Below are 19,745 nucleotides of genomic sequence, written 5' to 3' on the forward strand. Positions count from 1 at the left end.
AAAAACTCCAAAAAAAGAGTTTTTCTTAAAATAAATTTGCAATTGTGGTAAACCTAGAATACGACCGAAGCAACGCGGAGCGGAGAGATCTTTAAACTACTGATTTATGTAATAAATTAAAACTCAGGATGACAATGCTTTTTATTATAAGTAAAGCAGGGCTTAGTGTGCTTCGGTTCCTTTAGCCCCGCCATTCGCTACAATCATTTTGTGCTGTCTTCCTGAGTTTATCGAAGGAGCAACAAAAAGGATTTTCGCTACTGTCGGGTTTATTTCAATATAGCAACAGCATTTTGCCACGGAAACACGGATTGACACGGAAGATGTTGTAACACAAAGTTATATCATCCTACTTTGCAACGAGGACGGAGGAGAAACGCGATTTTATCGCCATTTTTTTTCTTATCCGCATTACAAATGCAGATCTCGATAATCCTCGTTACAAACGAGGACTATTTAAGGCAGACGGCACGAAAAGTCTAATCCTCAATCTTGGAGTGATGCTTCGTATCTTTCATAGTAGTATATAAAATCAGCGAGATTAAAATACATCCGGTTACATACCAGTAGAAATAATTTTCGTGACCGATATTCTTAAACCATAATGCAAAATATTCTGCCGTTCCACCGAAAATGGCAACGGTTAAAGCATAAGGTAAACCCACACCCAAAGCCCTGATTTCGGCAGGGAACAGTTCTGCCTTAACTACGGCATTAATGCTCGTATAACCGCTAACAATAATTAAGGCGCCAATCATCAGCAAGAATATGATAGTCGTATTGGTTTCTCCAGCCAAACCAGTTAAAATGGGATAGGTACATAAAGTACCAAGCACACCAAAACCAATTAATAAAGGTTTACGCCCAATTTTATCAGATAATAGGCCGAACAGCGGCTGCATAACGGCAAAAACCAACAATGAAACGAATGATAAGGTTGTAGAGGTTTCTTTACTCAGGTGAACCGTATTAACCAAAAATTTCTGCATATAAGTGCTAAACGTATAAAAGGCAATCGTTCCGCCTAAAGTTAAGCCTACTACAGTAAAAACTTCCTTTGGATATTTCATCAGTACGGCAATGCCACCTTTTTTATCAGCTGAATTTTTGCTTTTAAAAGCGTTGGTTTCATCGATATGTCTCCTTAAATACAAAGCGATGAAAGAAAGTATTGCCCCGATAAAAAATGGAATCCGCCAGCCCCATTCGTGCAGTTCGGCAGGCGTAAGCATCCAGTTTTGTAAAATTAATTGAATGCCCAGAGCCAATAGCTGTCCGCCGATTAAGGTTACATACTGAAAGCTTGAATAAAATCCACGGTGTTTTTTGGTAGCCATTTCGCTGAGGTAAGTAGCAGAAGTTCCATATTCGCCGCCAGTACTCAGGCCCTGGATCAGCCTTGCAAAGATCAGTAATAAGGGAGCTGCTATGCCGATCTGTTTATAACCTGGCGTTAATCCGATAATTAACGACCCTATCGCCATAATGAGTACAGAAAGTGTCATCGACCTTTTTCGTCCTAGCTTATCGGCAATGCTACCAAACAGCCAGCCACCGATAGGCCGCATTAAAAAGCCTACTGCAAAAATCCCTGCGGTATCTAATAACTGTGCAGTTGGATTACTATTGGGGAAAAAAGCAGGAGAAAAATAAAGTGCAAAAGCAGAGTAAGTATACCAATCGTACCACTCCACAAGATTACCCACCGAACCACCAAATATAGATTTTAACCGATATTCTACATCTTTAATTTCGTTCTGGCGGATAGTATCAGCGCTTTTATCCATGTTATTAAATTATTGATTGAATGAGAGAATTTTGGATGATTGAATTAAACTTAAATCAACCCCACTTGTTAATCAAAAATATGATAATTTTATAAAGAAAGCGCGGAGTTGTTTTCATTCTGACAGCATTCGCTCCTGCTCTCATTCAACACTCAACCATTAATAAAATGAAAGATAATTTTTCTACCCAATCTGCCGATTACGCTATTTATCGGCCAACTTATCCGCAGGAACTGTACGATTATCTGTTTAGCCTAATAAAAAACAAAGAAATCGCCTGGGATTGCGCCACGGGGAATGGTCAGGTTGCGCGTGTATTGGCCCAGCATTTCGATGCCGTTTATGCAACGGATATCAGCGAGAATCAATTAAAAAATGCATTGCAGCTGCCTAATATTACTTACAAAGTGGAACCAGCGGAGCAAACATCGGTGGGTAATGCCAGTTTCGATTTAATTACCGTAGCCCAGGCCATCCATTGGTTTAATTTCGAGGCATTTTATGCCGAGGTAAAAAGAACACTAAAACCCGATGGACTTTTCGCGGTGATTGGTTATGGCTTAATGTTTATCGATAAAAAAGTAGATAAAGCTGTACATAAACTTTACGAAGATATTTTGGGTAAATATTGGGACAGTGAACGCCGTTACATTGAAGAAGGTTATAAAACCATCCCCTTTCCTTTTGAAGAAATCATTGCTCCTCATTTTCAGATTAAAACCACCTGGAATTTTAACCAACTGATTGGCTATTTAAATACCTGGTCTTCTTTGCAGCATTATAAAAAGGCGAATGAACGCAACCCATTAGAGTATATGTTTACCGAGCTAAAAGAAGCCTGGGGAGATGATGCTGAGAAAGCTGTTCATTTCCCGGTTTTATTGCGGACTGGGAGATTAGCTTAACCGCAAAGGTAAAGAAGGCAAGCGCAAAGTACACAAAGCCAGTTACCTAACCGAACCTCTGCATTTCTTTGCGAAAACCTTTGTGTACTTTGCGGCGAAAACCGACGTTATTTCAGTAATTCCAGAATACCTAAAACAGTCAGTTTTTTCTGCTCACCGCTTTGCATATCTTTTAATGTAAGTTCTCCGCTAGCAATTTCATCCCCACCGATTAAAATGACGTAAGGGATGTTCTTGGCATCAGCATAGGCCATTTGTTTTTTAAGTTTCGCCGAACTTGGATATAACTCTGCGGAAATACCTGCATTTCTGAATTGCTGAACAATTGGCAAAGCATATTTTTCAGCTTCTGCATCAAAATTGCTGATCAACACTTTTGTACCAACTTCTGCTGAGGCAGGGAAAAGGTTCAGCTCTTCCAATACGTCGTAAATGCGATCGGCACCAAAAGAAACACCAACTCCGGTTAAATCTTTTAAACCGAACATGCCAGTTAAGTCGTCGTAACGCCCCCCGCCACCAATGCTCCCCATGGCCACTTCGTTGGTTTTAACTTCGAAAATACAGCCGGTATAATAATTTAATCCACGGGCTAAAGTAATATCCAACTCTAATTTGGCCGTTAATGGTAAACCATAAGCAACCAGGCTTTCTACATATTCAAAAACCTGTTCAATTTCTGTAATACCTTTTAAACCTGTTTCTGACTGCGCTAAAACATCTTTCAAGCTAGCCAGTTTTTCCTCGTTGGTGCCTTCCAACAAAATTACCGGGCGAAGTTTTTCTAAATCAGCTTCGGTAAAACCACGTTCTAACAATTCTTTACTTACACCATCTAATCCGATTTTGTCCAATTTATCGATGGCTACGGTCATATCTATAATTAAATCTGGTTTACCGATAATCTCGGCAATACCCGATAAAATTTTTCTGTTGTTGATTTTTACGCTGAAATCTTTCAAACCCAGTTTGCTCAACGCTTCATTGTAGATTAAAATAAATTCAGCTTCGTTCAATAAACTTTCAGATCCCACCACATCCACATCACACTGATAAAACTCACGGTACCTGCCTTTTTGTGGCTTGTCTGCACGCCAAACGGGTTGAACCTGAAAACGTTTAAAAGGCAAGGTGATCTCGTGCTGGTGCATCACTACATAACGCGCAAATGGCACTGTTAAATCGTAACGCAAGGCTTTTTCAGAGATTAGCGGAATTAGTTTATTGCTATTATCTTCATCTGCAAAATCGAAAGATTTCTTTTTTGGATCTTTAAGAAATTCACCACTGTTTAAGATTTTAAAAATCAGTTTATCGCCTTCATCGCCATACTTTCCGGTTAAAGTAGAAAGATTTTCGAAACTTGGTGTCTGGATTTCGGCATAACCATATTTCCTAAAAACGGTTTTAATGGTATCGTAAATAAAGTTGCGTTTTACCATTTCAACCGGCGAAAAATCGCGGGTACCTTTTGCTAATGAGGGTTTAATAACTGACATAGCCGCAAAAGTACAAAAATGTAAGGTTTAAAAATAAAATTTCGTCATTGCGAGAAGGAACGACGAAGCAATCTTACGATCGTTATTTTCGTGTGCATTAGGATTGCTTCGTACCTCAGCATTGACGATCATCGCACCCATTACTTCCCCAACACCTCTTTCACCAATTCCCGATTTGGTTTACTCACCGGAATTTTATCGCCACTATCCATCAAAAGTGTTCCACCATCTTCCTTGAGCCAGCTTTTTACAAATTTCGGGTTAACCAGATGGCTTTGGTGTGCCCGCACAAAACCGTGGGGTTTGAGCAGATCGGAATATTCCTTTAATGATTTCGAAATCAGCAGCTGATCGCCGTCGCTAAAAAAGAAGTTGGTATAATTGTTATCCGCTTCGCATCTGATGATTTCTTCGGTATTTACATACCTGATTTCATTCTGCTGTGGCAGCGCTATCCTGATATTTCCTTTAACCACTTCCTTTTTGTCGATTCTTTCCTCAATTGTAGCGTTTTGGTAAGCTAGTGGAGGGGCAAAGTTTATGGCGACTGTATTCGGAGCAGCGTTTGATGAAGTACTTCGGTTTTTTTTAATCAAAAAGTAGACCAGCATAAAAATGCCACCAAAAAACCCGAAAAAGATAAGGCCTGCTACCAAGAGCATAATTATTTCTGCACTACCCATATTTAGAAAATCGGCATAGGCAATATGAATACCATAAGCGAGGATAAAAACCAACCCAAAGATTATCTTATTTTTCATTTTTAGCTGGCTTAATACTTCTAATTAAGTATAAACATAAAAAAATAAAACCTATAACGAAGGTCACAGCAAAAAAGCCCACGACCAAAAGTATTATTATCTCTGCCGCACCAAGATTTAAAAATTCTGCATGCGCCACTCGTAAGCCAAAAGCGATGATAAAAAAGAGTAAAAATAATAACTGTTTCATGTTGATTGATTTAAATGTTCAACGAAGGTAGTCTCGCGTTATCCATTTAAAAATCAACATTGAGTATACACTGGTATACAATTAGTATTAGTGGGTAGAATTTTAGTATTTTACGAGAGTCTAGCCCCCGGCCTTTTTTACTTTATAGCCATCTTTCTGCAGGATACCCATTACTTTATCGCGCACATCGCCCTGGATCATGATTTCGCCATCTTTAACAGAGCCGCCTACACCACATTTGGTTTTAAGCATTTTGCCTAGTACATCTAAATCTTCAGAGCGGCCTCTAAAGCCTGTAATTAACGTTACCGCTTTGCCACCACGATTCTTTTTATCGAGCATTACCCTTAAATCCTGCTGGTTATTTGGCGAAGTAACGGTATCATCAACTTCTTCTTCGTATTCGAATTCTGGATTGGTAGAATACATAATTCCGCCAAGATCACTTAAACTATTTTTCTTTGGTTTCATGTTTTATAAAAGTTCATTGGCCATTGGTTCATTAGTCAATAGTCCATGGTCGATAGTTTGATGGTTCATGGTCTAATCACCTTCAACAGTCAACGCTTAGCGCCACACTCAAGGAACAATTACTTTGAGCGAGAGCGGATTTACTATTGCGTGGATTTCTGTTCCCATTTGTAAAGGCTCGCCATCTACATGCACGGCACCCGCTTTTTCTCTGGCAATTTTAATGTTTTTGCCTTTAATAATTTCAATCATGTCTGATGTTTCGGCCTTCCCTCTTAACATTATATAACCCAATAATGGCAATTTTATTATCGGAAAAGGTTTAATAATGCAAACATCAAGCAAGCCGTCTTTTACCGATGCATTAGGTGCGATATAAACATCGTTGCCATACTGCGATGAATTGGCTATGCTAATGGCAAAAGCTTTTCTGGTATATGCGACGCCATCAATGTTTAGCAAATAAGTTTGTGCTTTATAGTTAAAAACTTCTTTAAAGCCAAGTTTTACATAGCCTGATAGGCCCCGCTTTTTATCTTTCGAAAAAACAGCGCTCAAATGGGCATCGAACCCCATACCGGCCAGATTAAAAAAACATTTGTTATTAAACTCGGCCGTATCAATCTCATCAACATTAAAGTTATTGATCAGGGAAAGTGCATACCTCAAATTTTTCGATATTCTTAAAAATCTGGCGAGCCCGTTTCCTGATCCAAGCGGTAAAATCCCCAAAATCTTTTTGTGTTTTAACACCTTACTGGCCACCTCGTTAATAGTGCCATCGCCCCCTGCCGCAACAATGACATCGAAATTTTTAGTCGCGGCTTCGTCTGCTAATTCGCCGGCATGACCAACATATTCGCTAAAAACAAAGTTCGGGCTAAACTTTTCCTTATCCAGATATTGGTCAATAAAATCAGGGATGCGTAACTTCCCTCGCCCACCGGAGATAGGGTTTATAATAAAGAGGATATTGATCTTTGTGTGCAAAGTGTAAGAATGAATGCACAAAATAATCTATAATTTTTGAAATAAAGAAAATATGCTAATTTTGCACCAGTAAAAAAGTGGATTGATTTGCTATCCCGACACCTCGGGACCGGATTGCAACCACTTAAAAAAATTGCTAATGCCTCCTTTCAATCATTTAAACACCTGTTTCCAAGGGGTTTGGCAAGTATTAATTTGTTTATTTACCATTAATTTATTTAATAAATGTCATATTTATTTACATCAGAATCTGTTTCTGAAGGCCACCCAGATAAAATCGCCGATCAAATTTCGGATGCATTAATTGATAACTTCTTAGCGTTCGATCCAGAATCAAAGGTTGCTTGCGAAACTTTGGTTACTACTGGTCAGGTTATTTTAGCTGGTGAGGTAAAATCTAAAACATATTTAGATGTACAACAGATTGCCCGTGATGTAATCAAGAAAATTGGTTACACCAAAAGCGAGTATATGTTTGAGGCCAACTCTTGCGGAATTTTATCAGCAATACATGAGCAATCTCAAGACATTAATCAAGGTGTAGATAGAAGCAACAAAGAAGAACAAGGTGCCGGCGATCAGGGTATGATGTTTGGTTACGCAACAAACGAAACCGAAGATTATATGCCTTTGGCATTAAACCTTTCTCATAAATTATTACAGGAACTTGCTGTTCTGCGCCGCGAAAATAACGAAATCACTTATTTACGTCCAGATGCAAAAAGCCAGGTTACTTTAGAGTACGACGATAACAATAAACCAGTACGTATTGATGCGATTGTAATTTCTACACAACATGACGATTTTGATGAAGAGGCCACCATGTTGGCTAAAATCAAAACGGATTTAGTGAATATCCTAATCCCAAGAATTATCAAAAGTAATCCTGCTTACGCACATTTATTTAATGATAAAATTGAATACCACATTAACCCAACCGGTAAATTTGTAATTGGTGGCCCTCATGGTGATACTGGTTTAACCGGAAGAAAAATTATTGTTGATACTTACGGGGGTAAAGGTGCGCATGGTGGTGGTGCTTTCTCTGGTAAAGATCCAAGTAAAGTAGATAGAAGTGCGGCTTATGCAACACGCCATATCGCTAAAAATTTAGTAGCCGCCGGTGTGGCAGACGAAATTTTGGTTCAGGTATCATATGCTATCGGTGTTGCAAAACCAATGGGTATTTACATCAATACTTATGGCACTGGTAAAGTAGGAAAAACCGATGGCGAGATTGCTAAAATTGTAGAATCGATTTTCGATATGCGTCCTTACTTTATTGAGCAACGTTTGAAATTAAGAAACCCAATTTATAGCGAAACGGCTGCCTATGGGCACATGGGCCGCACGCCAGAAACAGTTACCAAAACTTTCAGAACACCGAACGGTGAAGAAAAAACAGTTACGGTTGATCTGTTTACCTGGGAGAAATTAGATTACGTAGACCAGGTTAAAGCTGCTTTCGGCATTTAATTCTTCAAATAAATTTATAGAAAAGGCGTTTTGCAGATATGCAGAACGCCTTTTTTGTTGTCGTGCAGTCAGATGTTACCATCTGACTGAATAGATTTGTGTCAGGTGGTAACACCTGACACCACCAAAAAAAATCATTGATCACTTTTTAGGAAAGCAGGGTTCTGAGTGCATCGGTTTCGAAAGCCCTGCCATACGCTTTACCGCTCTGCGTTCGGTGCTCGCTCCTGTCAGGTTTAGTTAACCTGGGCTGGTGGTTCTTGGGAAAGGTAATGCGCTTAAAAATAAATATTTTGGAACTGTGCAGGATTCGTTAATAGTAGCAAATGCCTAACCTATCCAAACCTGATTGAAATGGAAAGCCCGTAAGCCCGATCTTTCATCGGATGCGGACTTGTAATGAAAAGCAGGGAGAACATTAAAAAAAGCTACTGCAATTGCTTTACAAAAAACAATATAAAATATTTAGGCTTTCTCCCTCCGCTAAACTTACGAAGTTTGCACACAGTCGAACCCTAATAAACTTCGTGAGTCTAGGCCAAATGGTACTTCAGTTCCTGGTGGCTGCCCTGTTCAACCACTAAACCTTTATCTAATACAATAATTTTATCAGCATTGTTCAGCGTACTCGATCGGTGCGTAATTACAATTACGGTTTTCTGTTCGGCTTTTAAAAGCTCGATCATGCGTTGTACATGTTGTTCCGAAACCGAATCGAGCGATGAAGTAGCTTCATCTAAGATCAGAATTTCCGGATCGCGGTATAAAGCCCTTGCAATGGCAATCCGTTGCCTTTGACCGCCTGATAAAGATGTACCATTTTCACCCAGATAAGTCTGAAAGCCCTTAGGCAAAGCCTCAATAAAGCCAATTAACCCCAGCTTAGTGGCAATATCAATAATCCTCTGCATATCAGGCTCTTCTTCGCCAATGGCAATATTGTCGATCACATTACCAGCAAATAAATCAATCTGTTGGGGCACAACCGATACCATTCTACGGAGCGACGAATTGGTAATGTATTTGAGATCATATTTACCGATGCGTACATTACCCGCCTGTATCGGATAAATATTCTGCAGGATAGACATTAAGGTCGATTTTCCTGAACCACTCTCGCCCACGATGGCCGTAAATTTCCCTTGCGGAATGGTTAAATTCAGGTTATCGAAAACGGGCAGCCTTGCCCCATAGCGGAAAGAAACATTTTCGAAATGAATATCTCCAATTTTATCGGCACTTAATTCAATTTGATTTTCATCACTTTCGCGCTCCAGATCCATAATTTCAAATAACCTATCTGCTGCAATAACAGCATCCTGTACAGTTTTATTCATTCCGATTAAAGAGGACACTGGCCCTGTAAAATAACCGATCAACGTATAAAACGATAATAATTCTCCAGGGGTAATCGAATTGCTTAACACATAACCTGCCCCCACCCAAAGCAATACAATGGTAATCATGCGTGAAATAAACTCGGTAGACGTTCCTGATACAACGGCATTTATATTCGATTTAAAGCCTGCCTGGAGCAACTTGATGAAACGGGTTTCGGTTTTATCATTAGCATGATCTTCTAAGCCAAAACGTTTAATGGTACCTACCGCGTTTAAGCTTTCTACCAATTGCGATTCGAGCTCTGCAGCATCTTCCATCAACCTGCGTTGTGTACGTTTGTTAAATTTATCGGTAATTACATAAATAATAAGATACAACGGGATAACGGTAAGCGTAATAAGTGCTAGTTTCCAGTAGTAGGTAAACATCATGATGAACGAGAAGAAAACAATAAAAATGTTGACTACAAAATTTACGCATACATCATTTAAAAACGTTCTGATTTTTACGGCGTCGTTAATCCTCGAAATAATTTCGCCTACCCGCATGGTATCAAAAAACTGCTGTGGCAAACGGAGCAAGTGTTTGTAGTAGCCTAAAATAAGCTGCGAATCGATTAACTGACCGGTTTTTAAGGTAAAAATTGTTTTTGCCGAGCCAATAAACAGCTGTACCAGAAGAATAACCATCATGGCAATACTCATCAGGTTTAGCAGATTGTGGTTACCATCTACCAGTACAAAATCCACTAACTTCTGAACAAAAATAGAGGTTGATAAACCCAGTACAGTATAAACTATAGCACCAAATAAAACTTGCGTCAGAATGCCTTTGTGCGGTTTAATCAAACTCCAAAATCTCCCCTGGATTGATTTTTTTTCATTGCCGATCTGGAAATTTTCTGACGGCAACAATAAGACTAAAGCACCAGTCCATTCCTTTTTGAATTCATCGTGCGTTTTACGGTGCACTTTCCCATCTATAGGGTCCATCACCTCTATAAACTTACTGTTTACTTTGTAAATCACAACATAATGCTGAAGGATATCATTCACAATGATATGTGCTATAGCGGGCGTAGGTATTTTAAACAAACTATCAAAAGGTGCCTTAACACCTTTCGCATCAAATCCTAATTTTTGGGCCGCTTCTACAAGTCCTAAAACGGTTGTACCTTTTTTATCGGTTCCGGCAAGCTGCCTGATGCGGGCAACCGCCAAATCTAATTTGTAATGAGCCGCAATTGAAGCCAGACAAGCCGCACCACAATCTGTTATATCTCGTTGCTTAACTTTTGTACTCATTGCTTTTATGTTTTTTGGATTAAGTTCGGATTAACCCAATCATCTACCTTATCGTAAAGTAGTTGATATAAACTACGGTCGGTTACTTTAAAGCGAGCTGTAAAATTCATTCCTTTTTTGAGGTATCCTTTGTAACCGTTCTTTAGCATCAGAAAATTTTTATCCATTAAACACTTTACCTTAAAAGCAGGCTGGTTACCATTTAAAATAACAATATCGTCCGAAATATCGATTACTTTACCTACTGCCAAACCCCATTGGTTATAATTATAGGCATTGATCTGAAAATGCACTTCCTGTCCTTTTCTGATCAGACCTATATCTGAAGGGTTGATATAACAGTAAGCGGCTAAACCGGCATCGGGCGAAACCTCCCCTACTTTTTGATTGGCAAATACATAAGCACCTTGTTGCAGCCCAACTAAGTTCTGAACCGAACCGTCTATTGGTGCCCGTAATACATATTGTTTTTTCTGTTCGTTAAGTTCTGCCTGCTGCCCAGAAAGCTGACGCAGTTCGTTGCGGTAACCATTGGCTTCGGTTTGCCATTGGGTTTTATATTTAGTACGCACCATTAAGTAAACCGATTCGGCCTGCTCTAGCTCGTATTTGTATTTTTCATATTCTGATTGTGTAAGCACTTTATTCTGATAGAGCTTACTGTAGCGCGCAAAATTGCTCGCAGCTTGTCTTTTTGCAATACCAGCATTTTTTGACTCCTGAACATATTGTTGCCAGGAAGCCACATACTGACCGCTTTGCAGATCAGATGAACCACCATTAAAAGAGAGCAGCGTACGGATATCCTGTAAAAATTGGGTAATCTGGGTTTTGCGCGTTTCTACCAACGCATCCTGCTGTTTGGGTAAACCGGCATCAATGGCCAAAAGCGTATCGCCTTGTTTAAGCCTTTTATTATCTGTGAGCCTGTATTGTATTAACCGCCCATTAACGGGTACAATAAGCTCTGTTTTTTCGATGGTAGATTGTAAAATGCCCGTCCCATTTATACTAATGGGAATTTTAACAAAAGGCAGGGCAATCAAAACAATTAAAATGGCTGCCACGGCAACAATATAGATTAACTGACTTGATTTACTAATTTGAGAACGGTAAACGAGAGCGGTATTCGAAATTCTTTCTGTAGAGTAGCTGGTTAGCGCCATAGTGGTCGAAATCGTAAAGCATCCGCTATTCTGAAAACCTGAATAGCGGATACAATAAATTGCTTATAGACTCCAAACAAGTTTCAAAACATTGGTTACTGTTTTGTTTAAAAATGTTGAAGTGTCTGCACCAACTGCATTTAAAGTTCCTGAAAGAGAAGCTAAAAGTTCGTTTAATGTATTGTTAACAATACCACCACCTTCAACTTGTGACATTTCAGTTGTGTTCATTTCTTTAACACCAAGATTTTTTAATTCTAAACTTTTCATACTAGATTTTTTTGAGTTTTAAGATCCCTACTCTTTTGAAGGCTTTTCGGGATGCGCCTGATGCTTGGCCAAACACTTCGACGAATGTAACATTATTAGCTATACGGATGTAGTATTAAACATCCAACACAAACCTATCGATTCGTTAATAATTCAAAAAAACTGCCCCCATCACACAAAAAACGCAATCACTACTAAAAAACTAGGGTATTAGTTTTCATATTCAATTTATTCATTAGCCTCAAATCGCATTATATTCTTTTTATTCGCTGTTTTTTAAGTAGTCTGCTTTAAAAAATAGCTTGATCAGATACCGTTCATTTTCATAAATACAGTCTCCTTTTCTGCAATATGATCATCGTCAATGGCATAGGACTTAATATTGGCAATTTTCATTTCATCAATTACATCAACAAAATTCTGGAAATTAGCTGTTTTAGCTGGCTTGATAATGACGATCATGTATTTGGAAGGGTTATGCTGATGGATTTCAGCAACCAGTTTTTCATTTGCAATGATCTCTTTCTGAATATTAGCTACCGAGGTAACCTTCATGTTTGCCTTTTCTATTGTACCCATGTAACAAACGGCCTTGTTGTTTTTGCCGAGCAGGATGGTCATTGTACGTGATTCGGGATATGGTTCAACATGTGCACCATCGTCTTTAATGGGTTTGGCAATATCTGCCGCATTTAAAGTACCTAATGAAGTGGTGAGCATAAAAAATGCAGTTAATAAAAACATCAGATCAACCATTGCGGTGAGATCTACCCTTGGAGTTGCTTTTTTAGTTCTTCCTTTTGCAGCCTTGCCGCTTTGAGATTCGTTTAATGTTGCCATAATAATTTAGGTTTTTAATGATGATGACAAAGCCGATCGAATTGCATAAAAAAAGCAGTTAAAAAATTTAACCGCTTAAGAAAAGTCGTCATTGCGAGGAGGAACGACGAAGCAATCTTATAACTGTGGGTTTATGAATACCGCATTAAGATTGCTTCGTCGGCTGAAAAGCCTTCTCGCAATGACGATCATATTAATATAATTACTTCACCGCTTCAATTACACCGCAACCTACCCGTGGGCCTGAGTTTCCAGTTGGTTGTGTAGTATAATCGTCGGTACCGCCATGCACAATAATTCCACGGCCGATAATGTTTTTAATATCGCCTTCTTTAATGCTCCACCTATCGGTAGTAACCGAAAGCGTGGCATGGCCTTTATTATCTAACATGATGTTGCCAATGTCGCCGCTGTGATAAGCGGCAGAACCCCATTTGCCATGAGCTTCTTTAGTTGGATTCCAGTGACCGTGTGTATTTTCGCCCATATTGCCACAATCGCCATGTTCATGAAAGTGGACTGCAACATTGCTGTCTGCACGCGCAGCAAAATTCATCTCAATGTCCATTTTAATTTTTCCATCGCTTAATTCGTAAAACTTTGCTGTTCCAATGGTTTTCGTATTATCTGCTGTTTCGGTCAATTTGGCCCGGGCAATTTCTTTGTCGGTTTTGGCACAAGCACTGATAAGTGCTATGCCTGCAATAGCTAAGCTTAAAAGATATTTTTTCATTTTATAAAAATTTAGTTTACATAAGAAACAGATTGACAATCATTTAGTTTGGCCTAAAATCGATGCTTGTAAAACCATTTCGGATACCACTTGTTTAATCAGTATAAAATCGTACAACTATGGAACAGCCAACAGCAATGAACACTTTGAGTCAGATTTTAGAGAAATTGAGGCTGAAAGGAAAAGATAACGAATTAAAAATGTCTGATCACGGTAAGATGCAAAGTAAATCGCTCGGAAAAATTTATAAACCTGAAGATTTAACCATTGTTAAAACTTATCGGTTTGAAGGAGATTCAGACCCTGCAGATAATTCTGTGCTTTACCTACTGGAAGATCAGGATAAAAATATTGGATATATATTAGACGCTTATGGCATTTATTCAGACAATGAAGGACCATCGTTTGATGATTTCCTAAAAAAAATTCCTACAGAAAATAGAGACGAGCAGGAATTGTTTTGTTAATAGCCTAAAACCTGATTGAAAAGGGAGAATTAGCGTAATCTAATTCTCCCTTTTTTTATTTTAAAATATTAGCAGGTTATAATTCCGTAATTTTGCGCCTCATTTACGAGCGCCAGATGAAAAGCAAAATCAATATCCCGCCCATACCAGCCGTTTTACTGTCTATTATCAGTGTGCAGTGTGGCGCAGCAATTGCAAAAGGGCTTTTCCCACAAATTGGCGCTGCTGCTACCGCATCGTTGCGAATCGGCTTATCTGCGGTTATCTTATTAATCGCTTTTAGGCCAAACCTATTTAAACTAAATGCCAAACAGTGGAAATATGTTATCCTGTATGGTGTTTGTTTAGGGGTAATGAATATGGTATTCTATATGGCTATAGCAAGAATTCCGATCGGTTTAGGCGTAACTTTAGAATTTGTTGGCCCCTTGGGCCTGGCTATTTTTGGATCTAAAAAACCTATTGATTTCCTTTGGGTAATACTGGCCGCAACAGGCATTGCACTAATTGCCCCCTGGACCAGTACTGGGCTAAATGTTTTTGGTGTATTATTAGCACTTTTAGCTGGCATTTTTTGGGCAGCCTATATTATACTGGGTGGCAGAATCTCAAAAATAATGAAAGGCGGCGATGCTGTGGCCATTGGCATGTTATTCGCTACCCTGGTCATCTTACCATTTGGCATTTTTAGCGGCGGTTTAAGTGGCCTGAATCCGAAATTACTGGGCTTAGGGGCAGCGCTTGCTCTACTATCAAGCGCCATCCCGTTTACCCTCGAAATGAGAGCCCTTAAGCAGCTCCCCGCACGGACTTTCAGTATTTTAATGAGCCTCGAACCCGCCATGGCTTCGTTAGCTGCACTCGTTTTTTTACAAGAATACCTCACTTTAAAAGAGTGTTTTGCCGTGGCTTTCGTTGTTATTGCATCTGCAGGTTCTTCGTTAACAGCCAGGCGTGCAAAACTGTAATCAGGCCAGTTTTTCGGTTTTATAGATTACAATATCATCCGTCAACGTATCCGCTTGCGCTACAAAGGCTAAAATATAAGACTGCTGATCGTGTAGATCCAAAGCTGCCTGATCTTTCCACTCCTCGTGAAAAACAAAAGTATTATCAACGGCAGATTCATGCAGATCGTACTGAATGCAGGCTTCCTCTTTACGGGAATTTACAACCATATCCAACAGCATAGTTCTTAATGCCGCCGTGGTTTCTTTTTTACTTTTAACAATTGCTGTTAGATAAATGCTCATATACTGCTGTATTTAAAAAATTTTGGGTTAAATGTTCCTCATGCAATTTAAGCGCACTCGTTATGTCTGCGTTCTTTTCTACATCGTGAAAATGGATGCCATTTATGCGTTCCATTCCTGTGAAAGCATTCATTCTATGAAAACCAAACAATACACCGTCATCTACACTGGTTTCCATAAAAAACTCTTCAGGTAAGGTAAATGCTTCTTTTGGTGCGTTCCACGATGATGTTACCATGTACTTACGGCCATGCAACATCCCGCCTGTACCGTAGTTTCTAGTCGGGTTATCCGCTTTGCGGCCATCACTTACATAGATTCCTTTTTTATGTCCTTCGGTAAACACAACATCGATATATTGTTTAAACCCATGTGGTAACTGAAACCACCAGATGGGTGTGTGGTAAATTACAACATCTGCCCAAACGTATTTTTCTACTTCCTCTTTTGGATCGTAATCATGATTGATATTGGTTGTTTTGACTTCGAAATCTGCTAACGAGGAAAAGAAACTGGCTGTTGCATCGGCTATTGTTTCGTTAAACCTACCGCCGGAGTGACCAAACTTTTGTCCTCCGTTAATGATGAATATTTTTGTCATTTCGTTTTTCTATTTTGATAAGACAAAATTACAGCGCCTAAACCTATTATTAAAACAAGTTAATTCATAGCTTTGTATCAGAATTATAATACCACTATTATGGTCAATTTAGAATGGTACAGAAGTTTTAAGGCAATTTATAAAACAGGAACCTTAACTGGTGCAGCAGAGAACCTGTTTATTTCGCAGCCTGGAGTAAGTTTGCATTTAAGTTCATTAGAAAGTTACGTCGGCTATAAACTGTTCGAGCGTACGGGCAGAAAGATGATCCCGACCGAAAAAGGGAAAGTACTTTATAATTTCATTGTAGAGCCGCTTACAAAACTGGAGGATGCCGAAAAACATTTTCAAAAAAGTACGGAGAAACATACACCAACCATTAGCGTAGGCATGTGTTTCGAAACTTTTCAGATTACACTCGAACAATATATTTCTACACTTCCTTTTAATGTGATTATCCGTTTCGGCGAATATCCTGAGATGTTAGATCAATTGGACAAGGGTATTCTAGACCTGATTATCACCCCACAAAAAGGCAATTCGGCCAATGTAGAACATGAGGCCTTTTCTTCCGAAACCATTGTTTTAGTAGGCGGAATAGAAACTGATGGGCAAACTTTTAATTCGTTGGTTAAAAAGAAAGATCTCTCAGGAATGGAGTCATGGTTAAAACAGCAAAAATGGTATGGAACAGCTGGCGATATGGAGCACCTTTTACGTTTCTGGCAGCTTAACTTTGGCAAGCACGCCGATTTCCGCCCAAACTACATTGTACCTAATCTCAATTCGATTGTGCGCTGCTTATCGGGAGGAAAAGGCTTGGCTATCATCCCCGATTTTCTTTGCAAAAAAGAAGTTGAAGAAGGGAAGGTAAAAGTAATTTGGGAAGGCACCTCAAAACTCACCAACACCCTATACTTTGGTTGCAGAAAAAATACGCAGTATGCAGCAGAAATTCACATCATTAAAAACCTTTTTAAGGAGGTTATGGTTAGTATATAGTTTATATTGAAAAAATCATGTTTAGGTTCGTGATTTAAATTTACTTTAAAACCTTAAAATATTTATTTTAGATTATTTCTTAAACATCCATATGAGTCAATCCAGCCTTCTTTTGAGCCATGAGCAGTTATTGGAAGTTTTTAATTTAACGCATACGGCAACCGCTGTACACGTTGGCGAAACGGCTATAATTCAGACAGCAAACGATGCAATGCTCAGAATATGGGGAAAAGACAGGAGTGTGATCGGAAAATCGCTAGAAGAGGCTCTACCTGAGCTTAAAGGACAGCCTTTTATCGATATGTTCAGAAAAGTTTGGTTAGAAGGCCTGGTTATTTCAGGAAAAGATACCGCAGCGGATTTGGTGATCGACGGTAAACTGCAAACATTTTATTTTGATTTTGAATACCGGGCTATAAAAAACGATGCAGGTAAAACCATCTGCATTTTACATACAGCAATTGATGTAAGCGAGCGGGTACTTAGGCAACAGGCTATGGAACAGGCGCTTGAAAGAGAAGAGGCACTACAACGCGAACAAACTTTAAATGAAGAACTGGCGGCAACAGTAGAAGAGCTTGCCACAACCAACGAAGAGCTTGTTGCCACCAATGAAGAACTCCAGGAAACACAAGAAACACTACACGTTTTAAATAACGAACTGGAACTAAGGGTTGTTGAACGCTTTAATCAACTTTCGGAAAGCGAAAAACGGTTCAAAACCATGGCCGAGGGAACCGACATCTTTATTGCTGTTGGGGATGAAAGTGGAAAAGCCATTTATTTTAATAAACCGTGGGTAAAACTTACTGGCCGGTCAATAAAAGACCTGCTCGACTTTGGCTGGGCAGATTTAATTCATCCTGAAGACCGGGACAGGTATGTAAATATTTACCTTTCGGCCCTTGCCGAACAAAAACCTTTTACCGGCGAATTTAGAATTCTCACTAAAAAAGGCGACTACAGATGGTTGCTTGCTAGCGGCCCTCCACGTTTTCATGCCGATGGCTCATTTGCCGGCTACATTAGCTCTTGCATTGACATTACAGAACGAAAGTTAATTGAAATAGAGCGATTAAATCTAAATAAACTCATAGAGGCGAGTTCAGAATTTATAGGTATTGCCGAATTGGATATGTCAATCCAGTATCTAAATCCCGCCGCATTACAAAAACTAGGTTGGTCTGGCATTTCGAACAGAACAATCTTAGATTGTGTTTTTCCTGAAGATCGATTAATGGCGGAGAAAATTCTGCCAGGGATTTTAAAGAATAATACCTTCAGACAGGAGATTCGATTCTGGAATGAAAAAACAGGGCATCCTTTTTGGATTGAATGGAATGGCTTTGCCATTCGAAATGAAGAAACGGATGAAATAGTTGCCATCGCTACGGTAAGTCCCGATATTACAGAACGAAAACTTTATCAGGAAGAGCTGCAAGGTATAAATATGGAAATGGCTGCAGCAAACGAAGAACTGGCCACTACCAATGAAGAGCTTGCTCAAACGCATGATGACCTGATCAAGTACACCAATAAACTATCAGATAGTGAGGAAAAACTCAGACAGGCGATAGAAACAGGCAGAATGGGCACCTGGAGCATCAATCCGAAAACACTTGAAGTTACCGTGTCGAGCTTTGTTAAGGACTTGCTTGGATTGCCTTTGGATAAACCTGCAGAAATGGATATGATTATGAAGGCCGTGAATCCAGATTACCATAACATGCTTTTTTCGGCGCTCGATAATGCCATGAAAAACCATTTACCCAGTGATATGGAATATCCCATTAACAATTTAATCAATGGTCAGGAAAAATGGGTTAGAGCAACCGGGCGTGTATTTTTAGACCAACATGGAAACCCAACGGAGTATTCTGGTCTTTTCATCGATATTACGGAGCAAAAATTAGATGAGCTTCGAAAAAACGACTTCATCGGAATGGTCAGTCACGAGTTAAAAACACCGCTAACAGCAATTAATGGTTTTGTGCAGGTTTTGCAGCGCAAAGCGAAAAAAGATGAAGATAATTATGCCATTATCGCTTTAGATAAAGCGCACAGCCAGATCAGGAAAATGACCGCCATGATTAATGGTTTCTTAAATGTGTCGCGTTTAGAATCTGGCAAGCTGCTTATTGAAAAAACAAACTTTAGCTTAGATGAACTGCTAAAAGAAACCATCGAAGAAACCTATGTGTCGCAATCTTCGCATCAAATTATATTAAACCCAACATGTGAGGTTAACATTAATGGCGATCGGAATAAAATCGGGAATGTAATTTCTAACCTAATCAGCAATGGCCTAAAATACTCAGACAATGGCACACGTATCGAGATTACCTGCAAATTGCACGATACTGAAGTTGAAATCCTGATTAAAGATGAGGGAATAGGCATAAAGCCAGAGGATATTGATAAACTTTTCGAACGTTATTACCGCGTACAGGGTAACCACACCATTTCGGGCTTTGGAATCGGGCTTTACTTAAGCGCCGAAATTATTGAAAGACACAACGGCAGGATTTGGGTAGAAAGCGAAGAAGGTAAGGGTTCCGTTTTTCATTTTACTTTGCCATTGAATTAATCGCATTTTTAACCGCAAAGAACACAAAGGTTTTAGCAATTGCGCTAAGGTTTTTCTGGAAAATTGTCGTTGCAGAACTTATACGATCTATTTGTTTGTCAT

Annotated in this window: 19 protein-coding genes; 6 read left to right on the forward strand and 13 right to left on the reverse strand. The window is 39.2% G+C overall.

The window, feature by feature from the left end; translation table 11 throughout:
- Nucleotides 1-479 precede the first annotated feature (479 nt).
- Nucleotides 480-1,787, reverse strand: coding sequence for an MFS transporter (locus tag AC1RJ8_RS23180; protein WP_492956227.1), 1,308 nt, complete (start codon nt 1,785-1,787; stop codon nt 480-482).
- Between the two features lie 167 nt (nt 1,788-1,954).
- Here AC1RJ8_RS23180 and AC1RJ8_RS23185 point away from each other — a divergent pair, with 167 nt between their 5' ends.
- Nucleotides 1,955-2,692 (forward strand): class I SAM-dependent methyltransferase, encoded by a 738-nt coding sequence (locus tag AC1RJ8_RS23185; RefSeq protein WP_492956226.1) that lies wholly within the window; start codon nt 1,955-1,957, stop codon nt 2,690-2,692.
- Between the two features lie 107 nt (nt 2,693-2,799).
- Here AC1RJ8_RS23185 and hisS read toward each other — a convergent pair whose 3' ends face one another.
- The 5 genes from hisS to AC1RJ8_RS23210 form a co-directional block, all read right to left on the reverse strand.
- Nucleotides 2,800-4,191: a histidine--tRNA ligase gene (hisS, locus tag AC1RJ8_RS23190; RefSeq protein WP_492956225.1), complete on the reverse strand. Its 1,392-nt coding sequence runs from the start codon at nt 4,189-4,191 to the stop codon at nt 2,800-2,802.
- A gap of 140 nt (nt 4,192-4,331) precedes the next feature.
- A complete protein-coding gene (locus AC1RJ8_RS23195; RefSeq protein WP_492956224.1) occupies nt 4,332-4,952 on the reverse strand; it encodes a LytR/AlgR family response regulator transcription factor in 621 nt (206 codons plus the stop codon).
- The gene (locus AC1RJ8_RS23200; protein WP_492956223.1) at nt 4,942-5,142 is read right to left on the reverse strand and encodes a hypothetical protein; all 201 of its coding nucleotides are present in this window, start codon (nt 5,140-5,142) and stop codon (nt 4,942-4,944) included. Before AC1RJ8_RS23200 ends, AC1RJ8_RS23195 begins: the two co-directional genes overlap by 11 nt.
- Before the next feature lie 120 nt (nt 5,143-5,262).
- Complete coding sequence (locus tag AC1RJ8_RS23205; protein ID WP_492956222.1) at nt 5,263-5,613, reverse strand: translation initiation factor; 351 nt, start codon at nt 5,611-5,613, stop codon at nt 5,263-5,265.
- A gap of 108 nt (nt 5,614-5,721) precedes the next feature.
- Nucleotides 5,722-6,603 carry a diacylglycerol/lipid kinase family protein gene (locus AC1RJ8_RS23210; RefSeq protein ID WP_492956221.1) on the reverse strand — a complete coding sequence of 294 codons (882 nt, stop codon included), beginning with the start codon at nt 6,601-6,603 and terminating at the stop codon, nt 5,722-5,724.
- A 225-nt stretch (nt 6,604-6,828) separates the two neighbouring features.
- Between AC1RJ8_RS23210 and metK the strand changes: the two genes are divergently transcribed.
- On the forward strand, nt 6,829-8,079 hold the full coding sequence (metK, locus tag AC1RJ8_RS23215) for a methionine adenosyltransferase (protein ID WP_029277640.1): 1,251 nt from the start codon (nt 6,829-6,831) through the stop codon (nt 8,077-8,079).
- 533 nt (nt 8,080-8,612) lie between these two features.
- Here metK and AC1RJ8_RS23220 read toward each other — a convergent pair.
- The 5 genes from AC1RJ8_RS23220 to AC1RJ8_RS23240 form a co-directional block, all read right to left on the reverse strand.
- Entirely contained in the window at nt 8,613-10,724 is a 2,112-nt protein-coding gene (locus AC1RJ8_RS23220) for a peptidase domain-containing ABC transporter (RefSeq protein WP_492956220.1), read from the reverse strand.
- A 5-nt stretch (nt 10,725-10,729) separates the two neighbouring features.
- Complete coding sequence (locus tag AC1RJ8_RS23225; protein ID WP_492956219.1) at nt 10,730-11,890, reverse strand: HlyD family secretion protein; 1,161 nt, start codon at nt 11,888-11,890, stop codon at nt 10,730-10,732.
- 63 nt (nt 11,891-11,953) lie between these two features.
- On the reverse strand, nt 11,954-12,160 hold the full coding sequence (locus AC1RJ8_RS23230) for a bacteriocin (protein WP_492956218.1): 207 nt from the start codon (nt 12,158-12,160) through the stop codon (nt 11,954-11,956).
- A 306-nt stretch (nt 12,161-12,466) separates the two neighbouring features.
- Entirely contained in the window at nt 12,467-13,000 is a 534-nt protein-coding gene (locus AC1RJ8_RS23235; protein WP_492956217.1) for an ExbD/TolR family protein, read from the reverse strand.
- 202 nt (nt 13,001-13,202) lie between these two features.
- Nucleotides 13,203-13,733 (reverse strand): superoxide dismutase family protein, encoded by a 531-nt coding sequence (locus AC1RJ8_RS23240; protein ID WP_492956216.1) that lies wholly within the window; start codon nt 13,731-13,733, stop codon nt 13,203-13,205.
- Between the two features lie 119 nt (nt 13,734-13,852).
- Between AC1RJ8_RS23240 and AC1RJ8_RS23245 the strand changes: the two genes are divergently transcribed.
- Together AC1RJ8_RS23245 and AC1RJ8_RS23250 are read left to right on the forward strand one after the other, a co-directional pair.
- Nucleotides 13,853-14,200: a hypothetical protein gene (locus AC1RJ8_RS23245; protein WP_057931635.1), complete on the forward strand. Its 348-nt coding sequence runs from the start codon at nt 13,853-13,855 to the stop codon at nt 14,198-14,200.
- 116 nt (nt 14,201-14,316) lie between these two features.
- Complete coding sequence (locus tag AC1RJ8_RS23250) at nt 14,317-15,168, forward strand: EamA family transporter (protein WP_492956215.1); 852 nt, start codon at nt 14,317-14,319, stop codon at nt 15,166-15,168.
- Here the strand turns inward: AC1RJ8_RS23250 and AC1RJ8_RS23255 are convergent, their stop codons facing one another.
- Together AC1RJ8_RS23255 and AC1RJ8_RS23260 are read right to left on the reverse strand one after the other, a co-directional pair.
- Nucleotides 15,169-15,453, reverse strand: coding sequence for a putative quinol monooxygenase (locus AC1RJ8_RS23255; protein ID WP_492956214.1), 285 nt, complete (start codon nt 15,451-15,453; stop codon nt 15,169-15,171).
- Entirely contained in the window at nt 15,425-16,054 is a 630-nt protein-coding gene (locus AC1RJ8_RS23260; protein WP_492956213.1) for an NAD(P)H-dependent oxidoreductase, read from the reverse strand. The genes AC1RJ8_RS23255 and AC1RJ8_RS23260 overlap by 29 nt, the downstream gene beginning before the upstream one ends.
- 99 nt (nt 16,055-16,153) lie before the next feature.
- On the opposite strand from AC1RJ8_RS23260, the gene AC1RJ8_RS23265 reads away from it, so the two are divergent.
- Both AC1RJ8_RS23265 and AC1RJ8_RS23270 read left to right on the forward strand, forming a co-directional pair.
- A complete protein-coding gene (locus AC1RJ8_RS23265) occupies nt 16,154-17,056 on the forward strand; it encodes a LysR family transcriptional regulator (protein WP_492956212.1) in 903 nt (300 codons plus the stop codon).
- A 91-nt stretch (nt 17,057-17,147) separates the two neighbouring features.
- On the forward strand, nt 17,148-19,643 hold the full coding sequence (locus tag AC1RJ8_RS23270; protein ID WP_492956211.1) for a PAS domain S-box protein: 2,496 nt from the start codon (nt 17,148-17,150) through the stop codon (nt 19,641-19,643).
- The last annotated feature ends 102 nt before the right edge of the window (nt 19,644-19,745 follow it).

Source organism: Pedobacter sp. GW822-FHT03F06 (assembly GCF_058801365.1).